This window comes from Collimonas sp. (assembly GCF_035566555.1).
Lineage (GTDB): Bacteria > Pseudomonadota > Gammaproteobacteria > Burkholderiales > Burkholderiaceae_D > Collimonas.
Genome location: NZ_DATMRB010000184.1, coordinates 27,877 through 49,667, shown reverse-complemented (window position 1 = coordinate 49,667; position 21,791 = coordinate 27,877). Strand labels below are relative to the sequence as shown.

The 21,791-nt window shown below is 61.8% G+C and carries 17 protein-coding genes and 1 pseudogene; 7 read left to right on the top strand and 11 right to left on the bottom strand.

All coding sequences use genetic code 11. The features are described from left to right. Positions 1-97: 97 nt before the first annotated feature. Complete coding sequence (locus VNZ65_RS23385) at positions 98-1,468, top strand: MFS transporter (RefSeq protein WP_325673358.1); 1,371 nt, start codon at positions 98-100, stop codon at positions 1,466-1,468. Between the two features lie 201 nt (positions 1,469-1,669). On the opposite strand, the gene VNZ65_RS23380 is transcribed toward VNZ65_RS23385, so the two are convergent. From VNZ65_RS23380 to imuA, 3 genes are read right to left on the bottom strand one after another with little or no spacing between them, the layout of a single operon-like run. Then, the gene (locus VNZ65_RS23380) at positions 1,670-4,858 is read right to left on the bottom strand and encodes an error-prone DNA polymerase (RefSeq protein ID WP_325673350.1); all 3,189 of its coding nucleotides are present in this window, start codon (positions 4,856-4,858) and stop codon (positions 1,670-1,672) included. 18 nt (positions 4,859-4,876) lie between these two features. Beyond that, complete coding sequence (locus tag VNZ65_RS23375) at positions 4,877-6,367, bottom strand: DNA polymerase Y family protein (RefSeq protein ID WP_325673348.1); 1,491 nt, start codon at positions 6,365-6,367, stop codon at positions 4,877-4,879. Next, on the bottom strand, positions 6,300-7,079 hold the full coding sequence (gene imuA, locus VNZ65_RS23370; RefSeq protein ID WP_325673346.1) for a translesion DNA synthesis-associated protein ImuA: 780 nt from the start codon (positions 7,077-7,079) through the stop codon (positions 6,300-6,302). Before imuA ends, VNZ65_RS23375 begins: the two co-directional genes overlap by 68 nt. A 191-nt stretch (positions 7,080-7,270) precedes the next feature. Here imuA and VNZ65_RS23365 point away from each other — a divergent pair, with 191 nt between their 5' ends. Both VNZ65_RS23365 and VNZ65_RS23360 read left to right on the top strand, forming a co-directional pair. Continuing rightward, positions 7,271-7,606: a hypothetical protein gene (locus VNZ65_RS23365; RefSeq protein ID WP_325673344.1), complete on the top strand. Its 336-nt coding sequence runs from the start codon at positions 7,271-7,273 to the stop codon at positions 7,604-7,606. A 219-nt stretch (positions 7,607-7,825) separates the two neighbouring features. Beyond that, positions 7,826-8,059, top strand: a pseudogene (locus VNZ65_RS23360) (helix-turn-helix domain-containing protein); the annotation flags it as partial. 90 nt (positions 8,060-8,149) lie between these two features. Here the strand turns inward: VNZ65_RS23360 and VNZ65_RS23355 are convergent. The 3 genes from VNZ65_RS23355 to VNZ65_RS23345 all read right to left on the bottom strand — a co-directional run bounded on the left by VNZ65_RS23355 (position 8,150) and on the right by VNZ65_RS23345 (position 10,553). Continuing rightward, entirely contained in the window at positions 8,150-8,863 is a 714-nt protein-coding gene (locus VNZ65_RS23355) for an amino acid ABC transporter permease (protein WP_325673342.1), read from the bottom strand. A gap of 2 nt (positions 8,864-8,865) precedes the next feature. Next, positions 8,866-9,624 carry an amino acid ABC transporter permease gene (locus VNZ65_RS23350; RefSeq protein WP_414649206.1) on the bottom strand — a complete coding sequence of 253 codons (759 nt, stop codon included), beginning with the start codon at positions 9,622-9,624 and terminating at the stop codon, positions 8,866-8,868. A gap of 113 nt (positions 9,625-9,737) precedes the next feature. Continuing rightward, positions 9,738-10,553: an ABC transporter substrate-binding protein gene (locus VNZ65_RS23345; RefSeq protein WP_325673340.1), complete on the bottom strand. Its 816-nt coding sequence runs from the start codon at positions 10,551-10,553 to the stop codon at positions 9,738-9,740. Positions 10,554-10,763: 210 nt separating this feature from the next. Between VNZ65_RS23345 and VNZ65_RS23340 the strand changes: the two genes are divergently transcribed. Further along, positions 10,764-11,522, top strand: coding sequence for an SDR family oxidoreductase (locus tag VNZ65_RS23340; protein WP_325673338.1), 759 nt, complete (start codon positions 10,764-10,766; stop codon positions 11,520-11,522). 33 nt (positions 11,523-11,555) lie between these two features. On the opposite strand, the gene VNZ65_RS23335 is transcribed toward VNZ65_RS23340, so the two are convergent. Next, the gene (locus tag VNZ65_RS23335) at positions 11,556-12,125 is read right to left on the bottom strand and encodes a flavin reductase family protein (RefSeq protein ID WP_325673336.1); all 570 of its coding nucleotides are present in this window, start codon (positions 12,123-12,125) and stop codon (positions 11,556-11,558) included. 507 nt (positions 12,126-12,632) lie between these two features. Here VNZ65_RS23335 and VNZ65_RS23330 point away from each other — a divergent pair. The 3 genes from VNZ65_RS23330 (at position 12,633) to VNZ65_RS23320 (ending at position 17,300) form a co-directional block, all read left to right on the top strand. Next, positions 12,633-12,830 (top strand): hypothetical protein, encoded by a 198-nt coding sequence (locus tag VNZ65_RS23330; RefSeq protein ID WP_325673333.1) that lies wholly within the window; start codon positions 12,633-12,635, stop codon positions 12,828-12,830. 410 nt (positions 12,831-13,240) lie between these two features. After that, positions 13,241-16,006, top strand: coding sequence for a magnesium-translocating P-type ATPase (gene mgtA, locus VNZ65_RS23325; RefSeq protein ID WP_325673331.1), 2,766 nt, complete (start codon positions 13,241-13,243; stop codon positions 16,004-16,006). Between the two features lie 106 nt (positions 16,007-16,112). Beyond that, positions 16,113-17,300: a porin gene (locus VNZ65_RS23320; protein ID WP_325673329.1), complete on the top strand. Its 1,188-nt coding sequence runs from the start codon at positions 16,113-16,115 to the stop codon at positions 17,298-17,300. 250 nt (positions 17,301-17,550) lie between these two features. Here the strand turns inward: VNZ65_RS23320 and VNZ65_RS23315 are convergent, their stop codons facing one another. From VNZ65_RS23315 to VNZ65_RS23300, 4 genes are read right to left on the bottom strand one after another with little or no spacing between them, the layout of a single operon-like run. Next, complete coding sequence (locus tag VNZ65_RS23315) at positions 17,551-18,561, bottom strand: SIS domain-containing protein (protein ID WP_325673354.1); 1,011 nt, start codon at positions 18,559-18,561, stop codon at positions 17,551-17,553. Then, complete coding sequence (nagA, locus tag VNZ65_RS23310) at positions 18,554-19,681, bottom strand: N-acetylglucosamine-6-phosphate deacetylase (protein ID WP_325673327.1); 1,128 nt, start codon at positions 19,679-19,681, stop codon at positions 18,554-18,556. The genes VNZ65_RS23315 and nagA overlap by 8 nt, the downstream gene beginning before the upstream one ends. After that, positions 19,678-20,607, bottom strand: coding sequence for a BadF/BadG/BcrA/BcrD ATPase family protein (locus VNZ65_RS23305; protein ID WP_325673325.1), 930 nt, complete (start codon positions 20,605-20,607; stop codon positions 19,678-19,680). Before VNZ65_RS23305 ends, nagA begins: the two co-directional genes overlap by 4 nt. Positions 20,608-20,664: 57 nt before the next feature. Continuing rightward, positions 20,665-21,786 carry a sn-glycerol-3-phosphate ABC transporter ATP-binding protein UgpC gene (locus tag VNZ65_RS23300; RefSeq protein ID WP_325673323.1) on the bottom strand — a complete coding sequence of 374 codons (1,122 nt, stop codon included), beginning with the start codon at positions 21,784-21,786 and terminating at the stop codon, positions 20,665-20,667. Between the last annotated feature and the right edge of the window lie 5 nt (positions 21,787-21,791).

The window sequence follows — 21,791 nt, the reverse complement described above, 5'->3', positions numbered from 1 at the left end:
ATTTACAACACCTCATCCGTCGCCGCAGACGACGGCTTCACACAAAAAATGGAGACCCATCGTGCAGTCAAACACCGAGTTGTCTGAAGACCAGTTGATGAAAAAAGTGGCGTGGCGTCTGATGCCATTGCTGATCGTGATGTTCCTGGTGTCTTTCATCGACCGTCAGAACGTCGGCTTCGCCAAGCTGGACATGGTGCACGCCTTGCACATGAGCGAGGCGGCCTACGGCCTCGGCGCTTCCTTGTTTTTCATCGGCTACCTGCTGTTTGAAATCCCCAGCACGCTGGCCCTGCACAAATACGGCGCCAGGGTCTGGCTGGCGCGCATCATGTTCACCTGGGGCGCGGTGACGATACTGCTGGGCTTCACCAGTTCGCTGCCGATGTTCTACATACTGCGCTTCATGCTGGGGGTGGCCGAGGCGGGCTTCTATCCGGGCGTGATTTACTACATCACCTTGTGGTTCCCGCAGATATACCGGACCCGCGTGCTGGGCGTGTTTACGCTGGGGAGCGCGCTGGCCAACATGCTGGGTGCGCTGGTCGGCGGCCTGCTGCTGAACCTGAACGGCACGCTGGGACTGGAAGGCTGGCAATGGGTGTTTATCGCCACCGGCCTGCCGGCAGTGCTGCTGACGCTGGTGGTGATGCTGTACCTGCCGGGTTCCATCGACGAAGCCAAGTTCCTGTCGGCGGCGCAGAAAGCCAAGCTGAACGACATGATGCTGCGCGATACGCCGCCCAACGTCACCCGCGGCAATCCGCTGGCGGCCTTGTGGGATCTGCGCGTGCTGCTGTTTGCCGCGACCTATATGCTGATGTCAACCTCGCTGTACGGCGTCACCTACTGGCTGCCGACGCTGGTCAAGGGCTTTGGCGTCAGTTCCACCATCAACGGCTTGCTCAACATGATCCCGTGGGGCCTGGCGGTATTGCTGCTGCTGTGGCTGCCGGGGAAGCTGCGGCATGACCGTGTGGTGTACAAGGCGATCGCCGTGATCGGCTTGCTGGGGCTGGTGTGTTTCGCCTCCAGCGCGCTGCTGGATTCCAATGTGCTGCGCTTCGGCGCGCTGGTGGTCGGCGGCGCTTGCATCACCTTGCTGTATCCCTGCTTCTGGTCCTTGCCGCCCAAGTTCTTCCAGGGCGCGCGCGCCGCGGCCAGCATCGCTGCGATCAATTCGATCGGCAATCTGGGCGGCTTCTTCGGCCAGAACCTGATGCCCTATGTCGGCAAGCTGACCCACAGCAATGTGACGCCGATGCTGGTGCCGGCGGCCTGCCTGGCGGTGCTGGGCGTGGGCGGGCTGGTGGCGGTCAACTGGCAGCGCAAGCGCGACCTGGCGCATGAGGAAGGCTTGCAGCGCGCGGTAGCGGTGCAAGAAGACGGCAGCGAAGATCCCGGCGCCGGCATCGACCTGATGCTCGACGCTCATCCCGACCATATGCACATGCCACAGCAAAAATAAGCTTCTTCACGGATTGCCGGGATGGCGGCTTTCATCTTCGGCTGGTAGGGTGGGCACGCTTTTGTGCCCACGCGGATACCGATACAGCGTGGGCACAAAAGCGTGCCCACCCTACATATCGTGGCGGACTCGACCTGTATCCGGTTTCATTCAATGACTCACAGAAAACCCGGATGAACCCCAAAACAAGTCGTTCTGGTTTCAGCGAAAGTCGCGGCTGCTGGTGTCCAGCTGGCCCAGCAGCGGCGACAGGTCGACCAGCCGTTTGGCCACCAGGTGGCTGACCCCGTCGTGGGTTTGCCAGACGCCGTATACGCCCATCAAGCGCGCTCGGTGCAATTCCTTGCGCTGGCGGTCGACCAGGTCCGGCCAGACGATCACGTTGACGGTGCCGGTTTCATCTTCCAGGGTGACGAACACCACGCCCTTGGCCGTGCCGGGGCGCTGGCGCACCGTGACGATGCCGCAGCTGCGCGCCAGCTGGCCGTCGGCAAAGGTATTGAGCACAGCGGCCGGCAGGAAGCGCCTGGCGCTCAGGTTTTCTCGCAGCAGCGCCAATGGATGGCGGCCCAGGGTCAGGCCCAGCGCGTGGTAATCGTGGAGGATGTTTTCCGCTTCTCCCGGCGACGCCAGCAGCAGTTCTTCCTCGTTGACCTGGGCTGGCCTGAGCAAGCCTTTTTCGGGGGTGCTGACCAGGGCTTGCCACAGAGCCTGGCGGCGGTTGCCGGAGAGCGGCGCCAGCGAGCCGGCGGCGGCCAGCGCCTGCAGCTGGTCGCGCCTGAGGCCAGCGCGCAAAGCCATGTCCTTGAGATCGCTGAAAGGACGCACTGCGCGCGCCGCTTCGATTGCTTCAGCGTTGTCGAAGCTGAGGCCGCGCACCAGGCTGAGTCCCAGCCTGACCGCCGGCCGTGCCGATCCGGCAACGGGCTCCAGCGCAGCTTCCCAGTTGCTGCGGTTGATATCCACCGGCAGCACCTCGACGCCATGCCAGCGCGCATCCTGCACCAGTTGCGAAGGTGAATAGAAGCCCATCGGCTGGCTGTTCAGCAGGGCCGCCAGGAAGGCTTCCGGTTCGTGGCATTTGAGCCAGGAGCTGGCGTAGGCCAGCAAGGCGAAACTGGCGGCGTGGCTTTCCGGAAAGCCGTATTCGCCGAAGCCCTGGATCTGCTTGAAAATGGCTTCGGCGAAATCTTTTTTATAATCTTTTGCGACCATGCCGTCGATCAGCTTGCGTTCGAATTTTTCCAGGCCGCCTTTGCGTTTCCAGGCCGCCATCGAGCGGCGCAATTCATCCGCTTCGCCCTGGGTGAAGCCGGCGGCGATGACGGCGATCTGCATTACTTGCTCCTGGAAGATCGGAATTCCCAGGGTGCGCCCCAATGCTTCTTCTAGCTCATCGCTGGGGTAGACGATGTCTTTTGGATCTTTCTTCCGGTTCTGCAGATAGGGATGCACCATGCCGCCCTGGATCGGTCCGGGCCGGACGATCGCGACCTGGATTACCAGGTCATAGAATTCCTTGGGCTTGAGGCGCGGCAGCATGCTCATCTGGGCCCGGCTTTCGATCTGGAACACGCCAACCGTATCGGCCTGGCAAATCATGTCGTAGGTGGCTGGATCCTCGCGTGGAATATCCTGTATTTCAAAGCAGGCGCCGCGCTGGCGGGAGACCATCGCCAGCGCCCGCTGCAGCATCGACAGCATGCCCAGCGCCAGCACATCGACTTTGAGGATACGCAGCGCATCGAGGTCGTCCTTGTCCCATTGCACCACGCTGCGGTTCGGCATTGCCGCGTTCTCGATGGGCACCAGCCGCGACAGCTTGCCGCGCGAGATCACGAAGCCGCCCGGATGCTGCGACAGGTGGCGCGGAAAACCCATCAGCGTATGCGACAGCTCGGCCCAGTGCTCGGCAATCGGGGTGTCGGGAGCGATGCCTAGTTCGCTGAAATTCTTCTGCAGCTGCTGCTTGTCGTCCCACCAGCGCTGCGACTTGGCGAGCTGCTCGACCAAGCCCGGATCGACGCCGAGCGCCTTGCCGACATCGCGCAGCACGCTGCGCGGCCGGTAGCTGATCACCACGGCGGTCAGGGCGGCGCGGCGGCGGCCGTATTTTGCATAGATGTACTGGATCACTTCCTCGCGCCGCTGATGCTCGAAATCGACATCGATATCGGGCGGCTCGTCGCGCTCCTTGCTGATGAAGCGGCCGAACAGCAGGGTGCTGCGCGAGGGATCGACCTCGGTGATGCCGAGGCAGTAGCAGACCGCGGAATTGGCGGCCGAGCCGCGGCCCTGGCACAGGATCTGCTGGCTGCGGGCGAACTGGACGATGTCGTACACCGTCAGGAAATAGGATTCGTACTTCAGCGCATGGATGATATCGAGCTCGTCTTCCAGCTGGTTCTGCACCGCCGCCGGAATCTCGTCGGCATAGCGTCGCCGCGCGCCGCTATAGGTTTGCTGGCGCAGGTAGCTGGCGGCGGTGTGGCCGGCCGGCACCACTTCATCCGGATATTCATAGCGCAGTTCATCCAGCGAGAAGCTGCACATGGCGGCAATCTCCACGCTGGCCGCCAGCGCCGCTGCCGGATACAGGTTGGCCAGCCGCAGCCGGGCGCGCAGGTGCTGCTCGGCGTTGGGCGCCAGCGCATAGCCGCAGGCGGCGACCGGCTTGCCGATGCGGATCGCCGTCATCGTATCCTGCAGCGGCTTGCGCGAGCGCCGGTGCATGCAGACATCGCCGATAGCCACCACCGGCAAGCCTTGCGCCTGCGCCACTTGCTCGATGACGGCGCGTTGCCGTTCGTCGCCGGCCTGGTGCAGCAAGGTCAGGCCGAGCCAGCAGCGGCCAGGGAAATTGGCGTGCAGCCAGGCCGCTTGCTGCATCAGCGTGGCGCTGGCTATGCCATGCACGGGCAGCAGGATCAGCAGGCAGTCGGGCAGCTGGCGCAAATGGGCATTGTCGGCCTCGGGATTGTCCAGGTCCTGCGGCGTCAGCAGGTAATGGCCTTTGCCGGCGCGGCTGCGCGCCAGCGTGATCAGTTCCGACAGGTTGCCGTAGCCTTCGCGGTTCTGCGCCAGCGCAATCAAGGAAAAAGCGGGGCTGCCGTCGGCTTCATGCAGCTGGAACTGGCTGCCGATCAGCAGCTGCAGTTGATGTGCCTTGGCTGCGACATGGGCGCGCACCACGCCGGCCAGCGAGCACTCATCGGTCAGCGCCAGCGCCCGGTAATCGAGCTGGGCCGCGCGTTCCACCAGTTCCTCCGGATGCGAGGCGCCGCGCAGGAAGCTGAAGTTGGAGACGCACTGCAGCTCGGCATACTCCGGGAACAAGCGCGGCAGCAAGCCCGGCAGAATGACGGTTGGCGAGGGGCTGATTTCATCCATGGTTCTGTATCCTCGGCCTCAGGCGAACAAGCCGTGCAGGAACCAGTGGATTTCATCGCCGTCGCGCTGCCGGTAGATCCAATAGCAGGCGGCGTCTTCACCCTCTGCGATGAAATAATCGCGCACCGCCGCCACGCCGTCCCACCAGCCGCACTCGATGCGTTCAGGGCCGGCCAGCAGCCGCAAGGGCGAACTGTAGAAGGGACGATGATGGCGTACCGCCAAGGCCAGCGGCGCCTGCAGCAGCCAGAACGGACGCGCAGGCGAGAGTGCGCGCCTGTTTTCCTGCGGCGTGCGCCGGCCTTGGGCGGTAGCGGCTTGCCAGGCATTCGCCACTTCCGGCCGGTAATCGGCCTGGGCCGCGGGCTGCAGCACATTCTCGCTGCCCAGGCGCGCGCTGAGCAGTTCCAGCAGGCGGGCATAGGCTCCCGGCGTGCCGCCCGGCTCGGGAAACAGCGAGGCGGTCGGCGGCAGCATGGGAGCTAGCTGCGTGGCGTGCAGGCGCAAGGCGATTACCGGCGCCGCCAGTTGCAGACGGCCGAGCCGTTCTTTGAGCAGGCGCAGCAGATGTTCTTCATGCCAGGCGGCTTCGGCCAGGGAAATTTCCAGCGGCGTCGGCGCAATCGCCTGGCGGCCGCGTTCGTGTTCCAGCGACAGCCGGAAGCAGGAAACCGCCAGCTGCTGCGCTACCAGCCAGCCTGTCATCTGCAGGAGCAGGCGGCGGGCGGCGAACAGCACTGCTTCGGCATGTTCGATGCGGTCCGGCAGCTCCAGCCACGCGGAGAAGGTCTGCGGCGGCCGCACCCAGTCGAACATTTCCGGCGCCATGCCGTAGGCGCGGTCCAGGCTGGCCAGCAGCTGCCGGTCGCTGCGTCGCTGCAAACCGGCGCGCGGCAGCTTGCGCAGATCGGCCAAGGTCTGGCAGCCGATGCCGGCCAGCCATTCCTGATAAGGGCGGGCCGCCGGCAGGATCACGAACGGCAGTGCATCCAGCCGGCGCTGCATGCTGGCCATGCCCAGGCTGCGCCGTTGCCGTGGCAAGGGAGGGGTGCGATGGCGGCGCCGGTAGCGCGCCAGCAGCCATGCTCCTTGGGCGGTCGGCGCCATGCTGAGCTGGAGGCTGAAGCCGAGCGCCTGGACGCTGTCGCGGATGCGGCGGCACAGCGCCAGGCGGCCGCCGAAAGCGCTGAGGCTGGCGCTGACGTCGAGCAGCAGCGAGTCCTCTTCAGCGTGCGCGACTTCGGGCGTGTATTGCAGCAGGGTCAGCGCAATATCGTCGCGCGCGCCTTGCTCGCGCGCTGCTTCGCGTTCGCATAGCAGGGTTTCCGGCGCCAGCGCCAGCACGCCGCCACGGCGCATGCCCGGCTGCACGCCGGCGGCGGCCGCGCTGGCGCTCATGGCTAGCACCTGCTCATGTTCCAGCACCGCGAACATGCAGGGCTTAGACCAGCGCGGGCGCAAGGTTTCCAGCGCCAATAGCGGGAGATGTATGCCTATCCAGAGTGCCATGGTGGGGTGTTGCCGAAGGAGTTGTCAAAGTGGCCGCAGCCGCAGCGGTCTCTGCGACGCTGGCCGGCAGCGGCAGGTAGAAAGCATGTTCATGCTGAGGCCCTTTGCGCTTGAGCAGCTGGATCTCGACGCCATTGCGCGCCGGCTGCAAGGACAGGCGCAAGGGCGAAGGCGACGATTCATGGGCGGCGCTGAGCGGACGGATCATCCACAGCAGGGTGTCGCTGGCCTGCGCCGCCAGATGCAGCCGGCGCAAGGCTTCGCCGCGGATATGCGGCTGCCACATCAGCAGCGCGCCGCAGCTGCCGTTGCGCAAGACCTGTTCCGCCGACCACAGCGCATCGACGCTGCGAGCGGTCTTGATCCATAGCAATTTCTCGCTGGCCAGCCCGACATTCTCCCAGGCTGCCAGCTGCGGCAAATGCGGCGGCTGCAGCAGCACGATCCGCCGCTGCTGTGCAATCTGCAGCAAAGCCGGCTGCAGCAGCCGCATCTCGCCGCAGCCGCTCTGGTGCAGCAGCAGTTCGATCAGCGCCGAATGCGGCCAGCCGCCATTCGGCAATTCACGATCCAGCGCGGCATGGCCGGAAGCCGTCACCGCCCCCTGGTAAGACCCCATCTGATCCGCCCGCCACAAGGCATGCGGCAAAGTCGAAACAACCGACTGGACCGCAGCGGCGAGGCTGGATGAGGCGCTGGCAGAGAGAGACATGACGAAATGGAATTAGGCCCAAGCTTATAAGAGTAGATATTATACTGTATGTATGTACAGTATAAATTCAATCTGGGTTTAGTCAATTCCTTCATTGTTTCACTCTGTTTGGGAGTGTTAATACCATCTGTCCTTGTGCTTATTGTGAAAATAATAATTCCATATTTCGACTAATCTCGCCAAGGCGGTCTGTGGGTTTTGTCGTTGTTTTTGAAGTTGTAGTTGCTTTTGAAGTTGTAGTTGTAGTTGTAGTTGTAGTTGTAGTTGTAGTTGTTGTTGTTGTTGTTGTTGTTGTTGTTGTTGTTGTTGTTGTTGAAGTTGGGGTTGCTTTTGAAGTACCCCGCATGCGGACGTTGCCAAATGAGGCGGGCGTCAGTCGGGAATTATGGGACACATGTTTGAGCGAAGCGAGTTTGTGTCCCATCCGACTGGCGCCCGCCTCATTTGGGAACCCGCCGAAGGCGGGCAACGGCTGTGCGGTCGCCTTTTCTTTGCTTACTTTCTTTTGGCGAAGCAAAAGAAAGTGAGCGGCCGCCGGGCCGCTCCCGGCAAGCATCCACGGAGTAGTAACTGTTTTAGTTACGCATGAACCGCGAACCGTGAACCGTGAACCGTGAACCGTGAACCGCGAACAGAATGCCACGGCATGCGCTCCGTAGCCCGTTAATTAGGGGCGGAGTAATTTTCGCAAAAGGCCGCGAAAAAAAAACTCCGACCCTAATTAACTAACCGACAAGGAACTGGAAATGAAAAACAAAGCCACGATCAACGGAGTTGAGATTGAGGAAGGGAGTGGCAATCCGTACGCCGATATCGGCTACCCTGACGCGAATGAAATGCTGATCAAAGCCAAGCTAATGCATGAGATCGCAAGAATTCTGAAGAGTCGCAAACTAACGCGGCATAACGCCGCCGTCCTGCTGGACATACCTCAGCCCCAACTCTCAGAGATACTTCTTGGAAAATTCAGAGATGTCCGTGAAGCCAAGATGATGGAATGCCTGAACCGTCTAGGCCGCGACGTCGGCATCGTGGTGAAGAAAACCGGCCGGAATGCAAGCGGCCACTACTCACGTAGTGGTGGCCTGAAGCAAGCGCTTATCCTGGGCCGGGCGGAAATAGCCCGCCACCCAATGCGCAAACCACCCCAGCCCCGAACACAGCAGAAAATAAATCAAGCCGATGAACATGAATATCTCCGCCGGATAAATCATCACCCGGCTGTTGACCTGCGTCGCCACGAACGACAACTCGCCGACCCCGACGATATACGCCAGCGAACTATCCTTGATCAAGGTCACCCACTGATTAACGAAGGACGGCAGCATCATCTGCAAAGCCTGCGGCAGCACCACATGCCGCAACACCGCCAGCCGCGTCATCCCCAGCGACAGTCCCGCATCCCACTGGCCAGCGCCAATGCCGCTGATCCCCGCATGCACCGAATGCGCCAGATAAGCGCCGCCGATCAGCGCCAAGGCACACATCACCGACAACACCCCCGGCACATCCACATGAAACACCATCGGCAGCAGGAAATAAGTCCAGAAAATCAGCATCAGCACCGGAATCGCCCGGAAGAAGCCGATCAAGGCCGCCAGCAGAAAGTTCAGCAGGCCACGCGACATCGACAATCCTATCCCCAGCAGCAGCCCCAGTATTGCCGACGCCAGCGCAGAGCCCACGCTCAGCAATACCGTCAAGGCAGCGCCGCCCAGTGGCCCGTCTGGATAGGCGCCCCGCAACAGATAAGGCAGGTTGTCCGTCAAGACGCTGAATTGCATGCTCATCGCCGCGTGCTCCCAGTCACAGCCAGGCGCTGGCGCCGCTGCAGCAACTGCCCGAGCATTTCCAGCACAGCGATCAGCGCGATATAGAACAGGGTCGCCACGCCGAAGGCCTGGAAAGTCTTGAAGGTCTGCGCTTCCACCTGGCGTGAGGTATAGGACAGCTCGGCCAGGCCGATCGCCATGGTCAGCGAAGTATTCTTGATGATGTTCATGTACTGCCCCAGCAGCGGCGGCAAGGCAATCCGCACCGCCTGCGGCAGGATCACGTAACGCAGCACCTGCCAGCGCGTCAGGCCGAGCGCGGCGCCGGCCAGTTGCTGGGCGGCGACGACGCCACGCATGCCGGCGCGGATTTCTTCGCTGACATAGGCGGCGGAATACAGGCTCAGGCCAATCACGGCGCACAGCAGTTCGAAGGATGGCCAGTTCAGCGTCAGGTAACTGCCGAGCGCCAGGGTATGCACGGCATTGAGCCACTCTACCGAACCTTCCGGCAGCAGGCTGGAAACGCCGAAGTACCAGAAAAACAATTGCACCAGCAGCGGCGTATTGCGGAACACGGCAAGAAAAGCGGCGGCAGGCAGCGCCAGCCACCGGCGCTGGCTGGAACGCGCGGCGGCGACCACGATGCCGAGCAAGGTGGAGAGCAGGGCGACCACGGCGGAAACGTGCAGCGTCATCCATAAGCCGTCCACCAGCCAGCCCAGGTATTTGGGGGCCAGCGCCTGCCCCAGCAACGATTGAAACTCAGTCATTTTTACGGTACAGCCAGTCACAGGCCGTTAGCGGTCACGAACAAAAAAACACCGGCAATCCGCAAGGATCGCCAGTGCAAGACAGAGAGCAGGAGAAAATCGCAGGAGAAAGATCAGTTCTGGCTCAGCTTGGTATCGCCGATCTTGAACAAGCGCGGCAACGGCGATTTGCTGTCAGGGCCGAACCATTTGTCGTAGATCTTGAGGGCAGTGCCGTCCTTTTCAAATTCGCGCAGCGTATCGTTGAGCGTGTTCACCAGCCGGGTCTCGCCCTTGGGCACGCCGACCCCTTCGTATTCCTCGGAAATGGCGAAAGCCGGGATTTCATATTTTTCCTTGTCCGGGATATTGGCCAGCAGTGCAATCAGCTTGGAGCCATCCTGGGTGATTGCCTGCACGTTGCCGTTGCGCAGGGCAGCCAGGGCAAACGGCGTATCGTCGTACAGCACCACTTTGGCAGCCGGATATTTTTCGCGCAGAGTGGTTTCCATGGTGGTGCCTTTATCGGTGCCGATGCGCAGTTGTGGAATCTGGGAAGCCGTTTTCAGCACGCCTTTCTTGCTCAGGAACTGCTGGCCGGAAGCGAAATAGGGAATGCTGAAATCGATCACCTGGGCGCGCTCGGGATTGATGGTGAAGTTGGCGAACACCAGGTCGACCTTACCCGAAGTCAGCAGAGGGATCCGGTTGGCCGGATTGGTCGGCACCAGCTCGACCTTGACGCCGAGTTTTTTAGCGACGGCATTGGCGTAATCGACATCCAAGCCGATGATTTTATTGGTCTTCTGGTCGACAAAGCCGAATGGCGGATTGCCGTCGAAGGTGGCCACGCGCAGCACGCCGGCCTTCTTGATGTCGTCCAGTTTGTCGGCATGGGCCAGGCCAGACAGCAGCGTCAGGCCGGCGAATAAAATGGCAGTTGATTTCATATTGTTTTAGTCCCTGGTAAGTGTTCCCGTTGATCTGGCCGTTGAAAAAAATCACGCGCCATGCAGGGCAGATTAACAAAACAAAATCACTGCGTGAACGATCAAAGTCGCATTTGATTATTACAAGTTTGCGAGCGATGTCGGGGTGAACGACAGACTTGAAGCGAAACATCGTTAGAATAAGGAAAATAACCACCCAGGAGCATGGAAATGGCAGTCAGCAAGAAAGTCGCATTGGTCACCGGCGCCGGTTCAGGTATTGGCAAGCACATTGCCTTGGCCTTGCTGCGCAACGATTACAGTGTCGTGTTGGCCGGGCGGCGCCTTGCGGCGCTGGAGGAGACCATGGCGGCTGCCGGAGCGCTGGCGGCACATGCCTTGCCGGTATCGACGGATGTCAGCGATCCGGCATCGGTCAAGGCGCTGTTCGCCAGGATCAGCGCGCAGTACGGCCGCCTCGACCTGCTGTTCAACAATGCCGGCATCTTCACCAGATCGGCCTCGCTGGAAGAGGTCGATTTCGCTCAGTGGAAGGCATCGGTCGACGTCAATCTCACCGGCGCCTTCCTGTGCACGCAGGAAGCGTTCAAGATCATGAAGGCGCAGACGCCGGGCGGCGGCCGCATCATCAACAACGGTTCGATCGCCGCGCACGTGCCGCGGCCGAATTCGGTGGCTTACACCGCCACCAAGCATGCGATCACGGGCCTGACCAAGTCGACTTCGCTGGATGGCCGCAAATATAATATCGCCTGCGGCCAGATCGATATCGGCAATGCCGCCACCGACATGACGGAGCGCATGGAACAGGGCATCCTGCAAGCTAATGGCCAGGTGGCGGTGGAGCCGACCATGGCGGTGGAAAATGTCGCCAATGCGGTGCTCTACATGGCTAGCCTGCCGCTGGATGCGAATGTTCAGTTCATGACGGTGATGGCGACTAACATGCCGTTTATCGGTCGCGGCTAAGCGTGTGCAGGTTTCTCCTGAACTGAATCGTCGTTACGGCTTCAGCTTCACGTTGAACGCGTCACCGGTGGCGAAGAAGGCGCCGCCGGAAAGGTAATGCACTGAATGCTGGTCCGCGCTGGGGAAGTGCCAGCGGCCTTCCGAAAATGCCGCGACATCGGCCCGGGCGGCTACCACCTCGGCAATGAACAGATCGTAGCGTTGCTGATTGTGCGGCTCCGGGATGACCTTGCATTCCAGCCATGCCAGGCAGCCGGACATCAGCGGCGCGCCGATTTTCTGCGCTGGAAATGTGGCGATGTCCAGGGCCGCGAACTTGTTGCCGTCGCGCCCTGAACTGGAGCCTACCGCCAGCGTCTGTTCGGCCTGCGCCCGGGTAGGAACGTTCAGCGCGAATTCGCCGGACGCTTCCACCAGCTCGCGTGTCAGCGTGCTCTTGTCAATCACCAGCAACACTTTCGGCGGGTCGAAATCCAGCGGCATCGCCCACGCCGCCGCCATCACATTGCTGACGCCGCCATGGGCGCTGGTGACGATGGTGGTGGGGCCGTGGTTCAGCAGGCGATAGGCTTTGGCGAGTTCTACGGCTTGGATATTTTGCATGATGGTTTCAGGAATGGAAGACGTCAGCACAGTTTATCCGACTCCCGGATTTTCAGTGCGATGGGCTGGATTGCCACAGCCGGAGCCATGTTTCAGGCAATTGCAGGTTTTTGAAAATAGCCGGATTTGTGCTTGACACGGTCGTTCTTTCATCGATAAACTTCGGTCATTGCATTATATGGAGGTCCATTGTGGACTCAGGTTCTAATAGTCGAAGTGGATGGGCGATCAGCCCGGCACAGCACGCATAGCAGTAGCAGACCTCCCTCCGCTACGACTCTGCGTACGCCGAGTTGTAGATGCGATCAGCAAGACCGCACTTTAAATCCCCATCCAGTCATTTAATCCGTTTGTTCCGCCGTTTCTGCCATGCAGTGACGAGATTTTTTGCGCCCGCCCATGTGATTTGCCGGCGCTGACCGATCACGTCCTTGCTGCTGCCGAATGCCGGATCCAGGACTCTGCATCCGCAGAGCCGCTATGCAAACACGTCTGTCGAGGCTAATCATGACTGTCAAATCATTCATCAACGCGCAAAAAAACAGCGTCGCAGAAACATCGTCCAGGGGCTGGACTTTCGGCTGGACTTCTTCTCAGGCCGCCAGCCTCGCCCGCCATGCCGGTAATACGCGCTCCGAAAAATCCCGCCAGCCGGCGCAGAGCTGCGGCGTGTACGGCACGCTGACAGGCGGCAGCGGCCGCTAAGGAGCAAGCATGCATCAGCACTTTTTAAGCGCAAGAAATGCAGTGCTGCTGGCACTGCTCGCAGCGCTGGCGTGGCTGTCATCCTGCTGAACCTGTTGTCGCCGCTGGCGGCGCACAGCAGGCCGCAGGCGCACGTGGCGCCCATCTTCATGCCGCAGTAACAATCAACTCCTGCTTCGTTGCCGAAGCATCCGTTCAACCCCAGTCATTGCAAGGACACGCATGGAAGACGATAGCGAAGGTGGCGATAGGCCGCCCGCTTGGATAGTCAGCACGATAGCCACAGCGGGCGACCTTCGTCCCAGTTTTACTACCAACCGAACACGTTTAGCCGTGGCGCGGCAGGGGATAGTGTTGTCTGAATAAAGACAGGATTTTCCCGTGCCGTCCGCACGGCACAGGAAAATCACATGAATCAGACAAGCAAGAACAAAGCGGGCAAGCCCAAGCAAAAGCAAAAAGGGTTCATTGCCGGATCCGCTGCGCCGGAACAAAAGATCTCGATGCGCGTCGTCGAAGAATCCGGCAAGCCGATTCAAGCCACCTTCAACCGTACCAAAACCTCGCCTTTCGGCCTGTTTAACCATGACGCCGCCGAACGCCTACAGCGCTCCGGCCCCAACGAGGTAGCGCACGACAAGGCGCCGCACGCCCTGGTGCAGCTGGCCTTGTCTTTCAAGAATCCCTTCGTGATCGTGCTGCTGATACTGGCTACCATCAGCTATATTCTCGATGTCTACCTAGCCGAGCCGGACGAGCGCAGCTGGAAGGGCGTGATCATCCTGCTGACCATGGTCACCATCAGCAGCCTGCTGCGCTTCTTCCAGGAATACCGCTCGAACAAGGCGGCCGAACGGCTGAAATCCATGGTGCGCACCACCGCCACGGTCCTGCGCCGCAGCAACGACGCCGCCAATCCACAGCGCCAGGAAATTCCCATGCGCGAACTGGTGGTGGGCGACATCGTCAGCCTGCAGGCCGGCGACATGATCCCGGCCGATATCCGCCTGTTTTCTTCGCGCGACCTGTTCATCAGCCAGGCGGTGCTGACCGGTGAAGCGCTGCCGGTCGAGAAATACGACACGCTGGGCGCGGTTGCGCAGAAGTCCGCTGACGTCAATCCCGCGGCCGACAGCCAGGCCGACTTGCTCGACCTGTCCGATATCTGCTTCATGGGGACCAACGTGGTCAGCGGCACCGCCACCGCGGTGGTGGTGGCAACCGGCGCCAATACCTATTTCGGTTCGTTGGCCAAGAACGTGGTCAGCCACAAGCGCATCGAAACCAGTTTCGACCGCGGCGTCAGCAGCGTTTCCTGGCTGCTGATCCGCTTCATGCTGGTGATGGTGCCGATTGTCTTCATGATCAATGGCGTCACCAAGGGCGACTGGATGTCGGCGCTGACTTTTGCGCTGGCGGTGGCGGTCGGCCTGACGCCGGAAATGCTGCCGATGATCGTCTCGGCCAACCTGGCCAAGGGCGCGATGGCGATGGCGCGCCGCAAGGTGGTGGTGAAACGCCTCAACTCGGTGCAGAACTTCGGCGCCATGGACGTGCTGTGCACCGACAAGACCGGCACCCTGACGCAGGACAAGATCATCCTGGAGCGGCATCTCGACATCAGCGGCAACAAGGATGAAAGCATCTTGCAGCTGGCCTGGCTGAACAGTTTTCACCAGAGCGGGCAAAAGAACCTGATGGATATCGCCATCGTCAGCCATGCCGACCAGCGCGGCGCGGCTGCCAAGCTTCTGCAGTACAGCAAGATCGACGAGATGCCTTTCGACTTCGTGCGCCGCCGCCTGTCGGTGATCGTCGAAGACCAGGACGGCGCGCAGCTGATGGTGTCGAAAGGCGCCGTGGAGGAAATGCTGGCGGTATGCAGCCATACCCGGCAGGGTGACGAGGTGCAGGCGCTGGATGCCAGGGCTCGCAGAGCGCTGCTGGAAAAGGCGCGCGAATACAATGAAGAGGGTTATCGGGTATTGATCGTCGCCACGCGCCAGATCGATCCTGCCCACGCCAAGGCACAGTACAAGACCGAAGATGAAGCGCAGCTGGTGGTGCGCGGCTTCCTGACTTTCTTCGATCCACCCAAGGATTCGGCGGCGCCGGCCATTCGTGCTCTGCAGGAATATGGCGTCGCGGTCAAGGTGCTGACTGGCGATAACGCTATCGTCACGCTCAAGGTGTGCCACGATGTCGGCCTCGATCCGGGCACGCCGCTGGCCGGCCAGGAAATCGAAGCGATGTCCGAGCAACAGCTCAACGAGGCGGTCAAATACACCACCGTGTTTGCCAAGCTGACGCCGCTGCAGAAATCGCGGGTGGTCAAGGCGCTGCAGGCCAACGGTCACACGGTCGGCTTCCTCGGCGATGGCATCAACGATGCGCCGGCCTTGCGCGACGCCGACGTCGGCATCTCGGTCGACAGCGGCGCCGATATCGCCAAGGAAACCGCTGACATCATCTTGCTGGAAAAGAGTCTGATGGTGCTGGAAGAAGGCGTGGTCAAGGGCCGTGAGACCTTCGGCAATATCCTCAAGTACCTGAACATGACGGCCAGCTCCAATTTCGGCAATGTGTTCTCGGTGCTGGTGGCTTCGGCCTGGCTGCCGTGGGAACCGATGCTGGCGGTGCACCTGCTGATCCAGAACCTGATCTATGACATCTCGCAGATGATGCTGCCATGGGACAAGATGGACGAGGATTTCCTCAAGAAGCCGCGCAAATGGGATGCCGGCAATATCCGCCGCTTCATGATCTGGATCGGCCCGACTTCGTCGGTGTTCGATATCACTACTTACATCCTGATGTGGACCGTGTTCGGCGCCGGCGCCATGTATGCGGCGGATGGCGGCAGCGCAGGCCAGAGCATCATGAATTCCGGCTGGTTCATCGAAGGCCTGGTGTCGCAGACGCTGGTGGTGCACATGCTGCGCACCCGCAAGATTCCGTTCATCCAAAGCACGGCGGCGCTGCCGGTATTGCTGTCGACCGCCATCGCCATCGGCATCGGCTGTTACCTGCCGTTCTCACCGCTGGCGCAATCGATCGGTTTTGTCGCGCTGGATAAATCGTATTTCTACTGGCTGCTCGCCACCATGGTCGGCTACATGATCCTGGCGCAGACCGTGAAGACCATCTACATCCGTCGTTACGGGCAATGGTTCTGAACCTGCATTAACACCTGTTCAAACTGCAAGTCGCTGCCGGCCGCGATACCACCGGCGGCCGGCTTGCGGCATCTGAAAACTGTGGAATAAATTATCGGAATACACTATGAGAGTCTTATTGAGCATTATCGGCGGCAGCTGCGCCTTGGCGTTTTCCCCTGCAATCCAGGCCCAGGCCGAACTTCCCGCAACTGAAAAGAAGGCCGCTGCGCCAAGTTCTGTGGTGTTCTACGGCGTGCTGGATGCCGGCGTCACCTTCGTCAACAATGAAGGCGGGCATGGCAACACCAAGCTGGACACCGGCGTGATGGAACCGAACCGCTGGGGCGTCAAGGGGGTGGAAGACCTGGGCGGCGGCCTGAGCGCCGTGTTCCAGCTGGAAAGCAGCTTCAACCTGGACGATGGCTCCTTGTCTTCGCCGGGGACGATGTTCGACCGCGTGGCGCTGCTTGGCCTGAGCAACCGTTACGGGCAGCTGACCATTGGCACCCAATACGATCTGATCAACGATTATGTCACCCCCTTCAACATCAGCGCCACTGCCAGCGGCTACGCTTCGCACCAGGGTAATTTCGACCGCATCGCCGGCAACGCCATCCAGCGCTCGGTCAAGTTAGCCAGCGCCGATTTCGACGGACTGACTTTTGGCGCACTGTATTCATTTGCCGACAAGAGCGCCCATCCGGACGAGAATGATAGCGAAGGCGCCGGCAGCGGCACGGCCTGGAATCTGGGCGCCCACTATGCCCGCGGACCGCTTTCCGCCGGCGTTGCCTACATGCGCCTGAACACGCCGCGCGGCACGCAGGCGATCAGTCCGTATCCAAGCCTGGGCCTGGCGCAATTTCTCGGGCAGCCGACTTTTGCCATCGATGCCGGCAGCGGCGAACGCCTGCCGTTCAAGAACATGGCGATCGACAGCCAGAAGATCTTTGCCGTCGGCGCCGCTTATGACATAGGGAAATTGACTGCCATGGCGAATTTTGCAGATATCGAATTCCGCGGCTATGGCCGCGCATCGGATCTGCGCCTGCTGGAAGTCGGCGGCCGCTACCATATCAGCGCAGCGCTGGATGGCACGGTGGGTTACCAGCGCATGCATTTCGAAGGGACCAAGGCGAATCAGTTGTCGCTGGGACTGGATTACCATCTATCCAAGCGTAGCGATCTGTATGTGTCAGCGGATTATCGGTGCGCGTCGCGCGGGGTAGATAGTGTCATCGGTACTTCGTTTGCACCGTCGAGTAACAGCGCACAGGGATTGCTGCGGATGGGGATGCGGCACGTGTTTTAAGGGGCGGAGTCATCTGGGGTCAGAGTCGACTTTCGCGGCGCTTTATCGCGAAACTCGACTCTGACCCCACATGACGGATTCGGAGAGAGATAGAGCGCGTTGTCCGGTTTTTTTCTGGCGCCGCGGCATGTACTCCGTAGCCCGCTAAGTGGGGTCGGAGTGAAGTTTCTGCAAAAAGCGCGCAGAAAGTTCACTCCGACCCCAGTTAGCTACGTGTATCAGTCGCGACGAAAACCGGGCACAAGAAGATTTACTGCGTCTTCGTCACTTTACTCAAATGCCGCGGCTGATCCGGATCCATGCCGCGCGCTACCGACAGCTGCGCTGCCATCACATAGAAAGCCTGGATCGCCACGATCGGATCGAGGTCAGGGGTGGCGGCAACCGGCAAGGTCAGGTCGCGCGCTGCCACGTCGTCCGGGGCGGCCAGCAGCACCTTGGCGCCGCGGCCGCGCATTTCGTCGGCCAGCTTGAGCAAGCCGGCCTGGGTCGGTCCGCGGGTGGCGAAGATCAGCAAGGGATAGCCTTCGTCGATCAGCGCCATTGGACCATGCTTGATTTCGGCGCCGCTGAAGGCTTCTGCCTGGATCGCCGAGGTTTCCTTGAACTTCAATGCCGACTCCAGCGCCAGCGGCAAGCTGATGCCGCGGCCGACCACCATGATGCGGGAAGAGGGCGCCAGCACCTCGATGGCCGGGCTCCAGTCGAGCTGGGTGGCGGCGTTCAAGGCTTGCGGCAGGGCTTCGATGGCGGCCAGGAAGGCGGCATCGTCCTGCCAGTGGGCGGTGAGGCGGGCGGCGGCCACCAGGCTGGTGATGAAACTCTTGGTAGCGGCCACGCTCAGTTCCGCGCCGGCATGCAGCGGCAGCGCCCATTCGGCAGTGTTGGCCAGCGGCGAGGCGATGTCGTTCACCAGCGCCACCGTAGTGGCGCCGCTGTCGCGGAAATAACGGATAGGTTCGATCACGTCCGGGCTCTGGCCCGATTGCGAAATCGCGATGGCGAGCGCGTCGCGGGCCATCAGCGGCGCCTTGTTGAGCGTCACCAGCGACAGCGGCAGCGAAGCGACGATGCGGCCCAGGCGTGCCATGATCAGATAGGCGCAATAATTGGCGGCGTGGTCTGAGCTGCCGCGCGCCACGGTCAGGATGCTGGACGGCGGCGCCGCGCGCAGACGCTGGCCGAGTTCGGCATAGCGCTCGCGGTCCTGGCCGAGCTGCAAGGCGACATGTTCTGCCGCCGAGCGGGCTTCTTTAAGCATCAACGAGGTCAATTCTTTCTCCTTCTACATAGACTGCTTTGAGTTTGAGCTCGCGGTCGAGCACCAGAATATCTGCGAAACAGCCTGCTTTCAGGCGTCCGCGTTCTTGCATGCCGAGATAGTCGGCCGGATAGGTGGAGACCCGTAGCGAAGCCTCGGCGATTTCCAGTCCCAGCGACACCAGGTTGCGCAGCGCCTGGTCCATGGTCAGCGTGCTGCCGGCCAGGGTGCCGTTGTCCAGCCGTACGCCGCCCAGGCATTTGTGCACCACCTGGCGGCCCAGCATGTAGTCGCCGTCCGGCATGCCGGAAGCCGCGGTCGAATCGGTGACGCAGAACAGGCGCGGAATCGCCCGCAGCGCGGTCTTGATCGCGCCTGGATGGACGTGCAGCAGGTCCGGGATCAGCTCGGCGTATTCGGCATGCGCCAGGGCCGCGCCGGCCATGCCCGGCTGCCGGTGATGGAAGGAGCTCATGGCGTTGAACAGGTGGGTGAAGCCGGCCGCGCCGTTTTTCAGGGCGGCGACGCCGTCTTCGTAAGTACCCAGGGTATGGCCGATCTGCACCCGCATGCCCAGTTTCGACAAGGTCTTCACCAGCGCCATGTGGCCGTTGATTTCCGGTGCGATGGTGATCAGTTTCAAAGGAGCGAAACTGCGCAGCCAGTCGATCTGTTCGACCGTGGCGGCAATCGCGAAATCAGGCTGGGCGCCGAGCTTGCCCGGATTGATGTAGGGGCCTTCCAGATGCGCCCCCAGCACGCGCGCGCTGCCGGCGCGGCGGCCGCGGCAGGCCTTGCCGATCGCACCCAGCGCCGCTTCCAGCTCTTCCGGCGGCGCCGTCATGGTGGTGGCCAGCATGCTGGTGGTGCCGTGCTGGGCGTGCAGGCGCGAGACTACATGGACGGCATCGCCGGCTTCCATGATGTCCTTGCCGCCGCCGCCATGTACGTGCAGGTCGATAAAGCCGGGCAGGATGTAGTCGCCTTGTTCCGGCGGCTGTTCCAGCGCCTCGCCGCTGATTTCGGTGATCATGTCGCTGAAGCCGATGCTGCCGGCGACCCAGCCCTCGGTGGTCAGGACATTGCCATGCAGTTGTGTCAAATTGCTGCTGGTGTTCATGCTTGTTCTCCTGCAGTTTCGGCGGCGGTGGCGAGTTGACGGCGCAGCAGCAGCAGTGCGCCGGCTGCGGCGCCGGCGCGCGGCGTGATCGCGCGCGATTTCAAGGGCTCCGGCAGATAGGCCTGCAGCGGAGCAGCGAGGCCGCCGCAGAGGGCGATCGGCAGCTGTTGCGAGGGGTCCAGCGCCAGCGCGATCTGGTCGATTTCGATGCCGGCCTTGCGCAAGATGGTCTGCGCCGCCGCATCCTCGGCGGCGTGGGTCACCACCAGCGGCGCCAGCTGGGCGAAAATGCTCTGATTGGCGCTGTTGACCCAGGCGATCACCCGTTCCCGGTTCTGGCTGTTGCTGAAGTCGTCGGCGCCGCCGCAGAAACGGACGATGGCCCGCGCTAATGGGCCGGCGGCGGCGCGGCCGTCCAGCGCCCGCTCGACGTGGTTGGCGGCGCGCAGGCCGATCCAGCCGCCGCTGGCTTCGTCGCCGGTCTGGAAGCCCCAGCCGCCGACTTCAAGGCGGCTGCCGTCGGCCAGCAAGACTTCGCCGACGCTGCCGGTGCCGATCGCCACCACCACGCCGGGCTGGCCTAGGTGGGCGCCGAGCAGGGTGGTGAAAGCGTCGGTGCCGATGGCCAGCGCGCCGAAGCCAGGATTCTGTTCGGTGAACTGGTTCGCCCACTGCGGGTTGTTGACTCCCGACAAGCCGCAGCCGGCGGCAATCGCCGCATACGGCGGGCGCGCGATGCCGGCCGCCAGGAAGGCGTTATCCAGCGCCGTGACGATGGCGCACCAGGATTTGCTGGTGCCATGCATCAGGGCTGACGGTCCGCTGCTGCCGTCGGCCACATGGCTGCCGTCCGGGCGTTCCACCCGGACCACGGTCTTGGTGCCGCCGCCGTCGACACCGATCAGATATTCGAATGCTGTTTTCAACTCAACTCCCACACCTTTTTGAAGGCGCATAGTGTATCTATTTCGCAGGTTCAGGTCTTACTGTTTGGAAGAAATCATGTTTCCAGGTTTCAATCTTTCCAGGGCCAGGCCCGCAGCGTCGAACACGTGGAAGGCGCTGCTCGGCGCCGACAAGGTAACGCTATCGCCGATATGCACCGGATTGTTGCCGTCGCCGCGCACCAGCAAGTCCTGGCCGTCCTGCAGGGTGACATAGATGAAATTCGCTTCGCCCAGGTGCTCGACGATGTTGACCTTGCCGCTGAATACTTCACCACTATGCGCGTTTTCCAGGATATGTTCAGGACGCAGGCCGACGGTCACCGCATCGCCCGCCTTGGCCGTGCCGGCTGCAACCTCGGCGCGGATTTCCTGGCCGTTGGCAAGCCTGATGCGCAGGCAGTCGGCTTCCACCGCGCTGACGGCGCCATTGAACAGGTTCATCTTCGGCGAGCCGATGAAGGTGGCGACAAACAGGTTTTTCGGACGCTGGTACAGTTCCAGCGGCGAGCCGGCCTGCTGGATGAAGCCGTCGTTCATCACCACGATCTTGTCGCCCAGGGTCATGGCCTCGACCTGGTCGTGGGTGACGTAGACGATGGTGGCTTCCAGCTGCTTGTGCAGCTTGGCGATTTCCAGCCGGGTCTGCACCCGCAGGGCGGCATCCAGGTTGGACAGCGGTTCGTCGAACAGGAACAGTTTCGGCTTGCGCACGATGGCGCGGCCGATGGCGACGCGTTGGCGCTGGCCGCCCGACAGCTCGCGCGGCAGGCGCTCCAGCAGATGGTCGATTTTCAGGATGCCGGCGGCGTGGCGGATGCGCTGGTCGATGGCGGCCTTGTCGGCGCCGGCGATCTTCAGGCCGAAAGCCATGTTCTTGTAGACCGTCATGTGCGGATACAGGGCGTAGCTCTGGAACACCATGGCGATGCCGCGTTCGGCCGGCGGCAGGTGGTTGACCACGCGGTCGCCGATCGACAGTTCGCCGCTGGTGATCGATTCCAGGCCGCACAGCATGCGCAGCAGGGTCGACTTGCCGCAGCCGGAAGGGCCGACCAGCACGACGAATTCGCCGTCCTTGATTTCCAGGTTGAGATCGGCCAGCACGTTCTGCTTGCCGTCATACGATTTTGTGAGTTGCTTGACGCTTACATTTGCCATTGGAG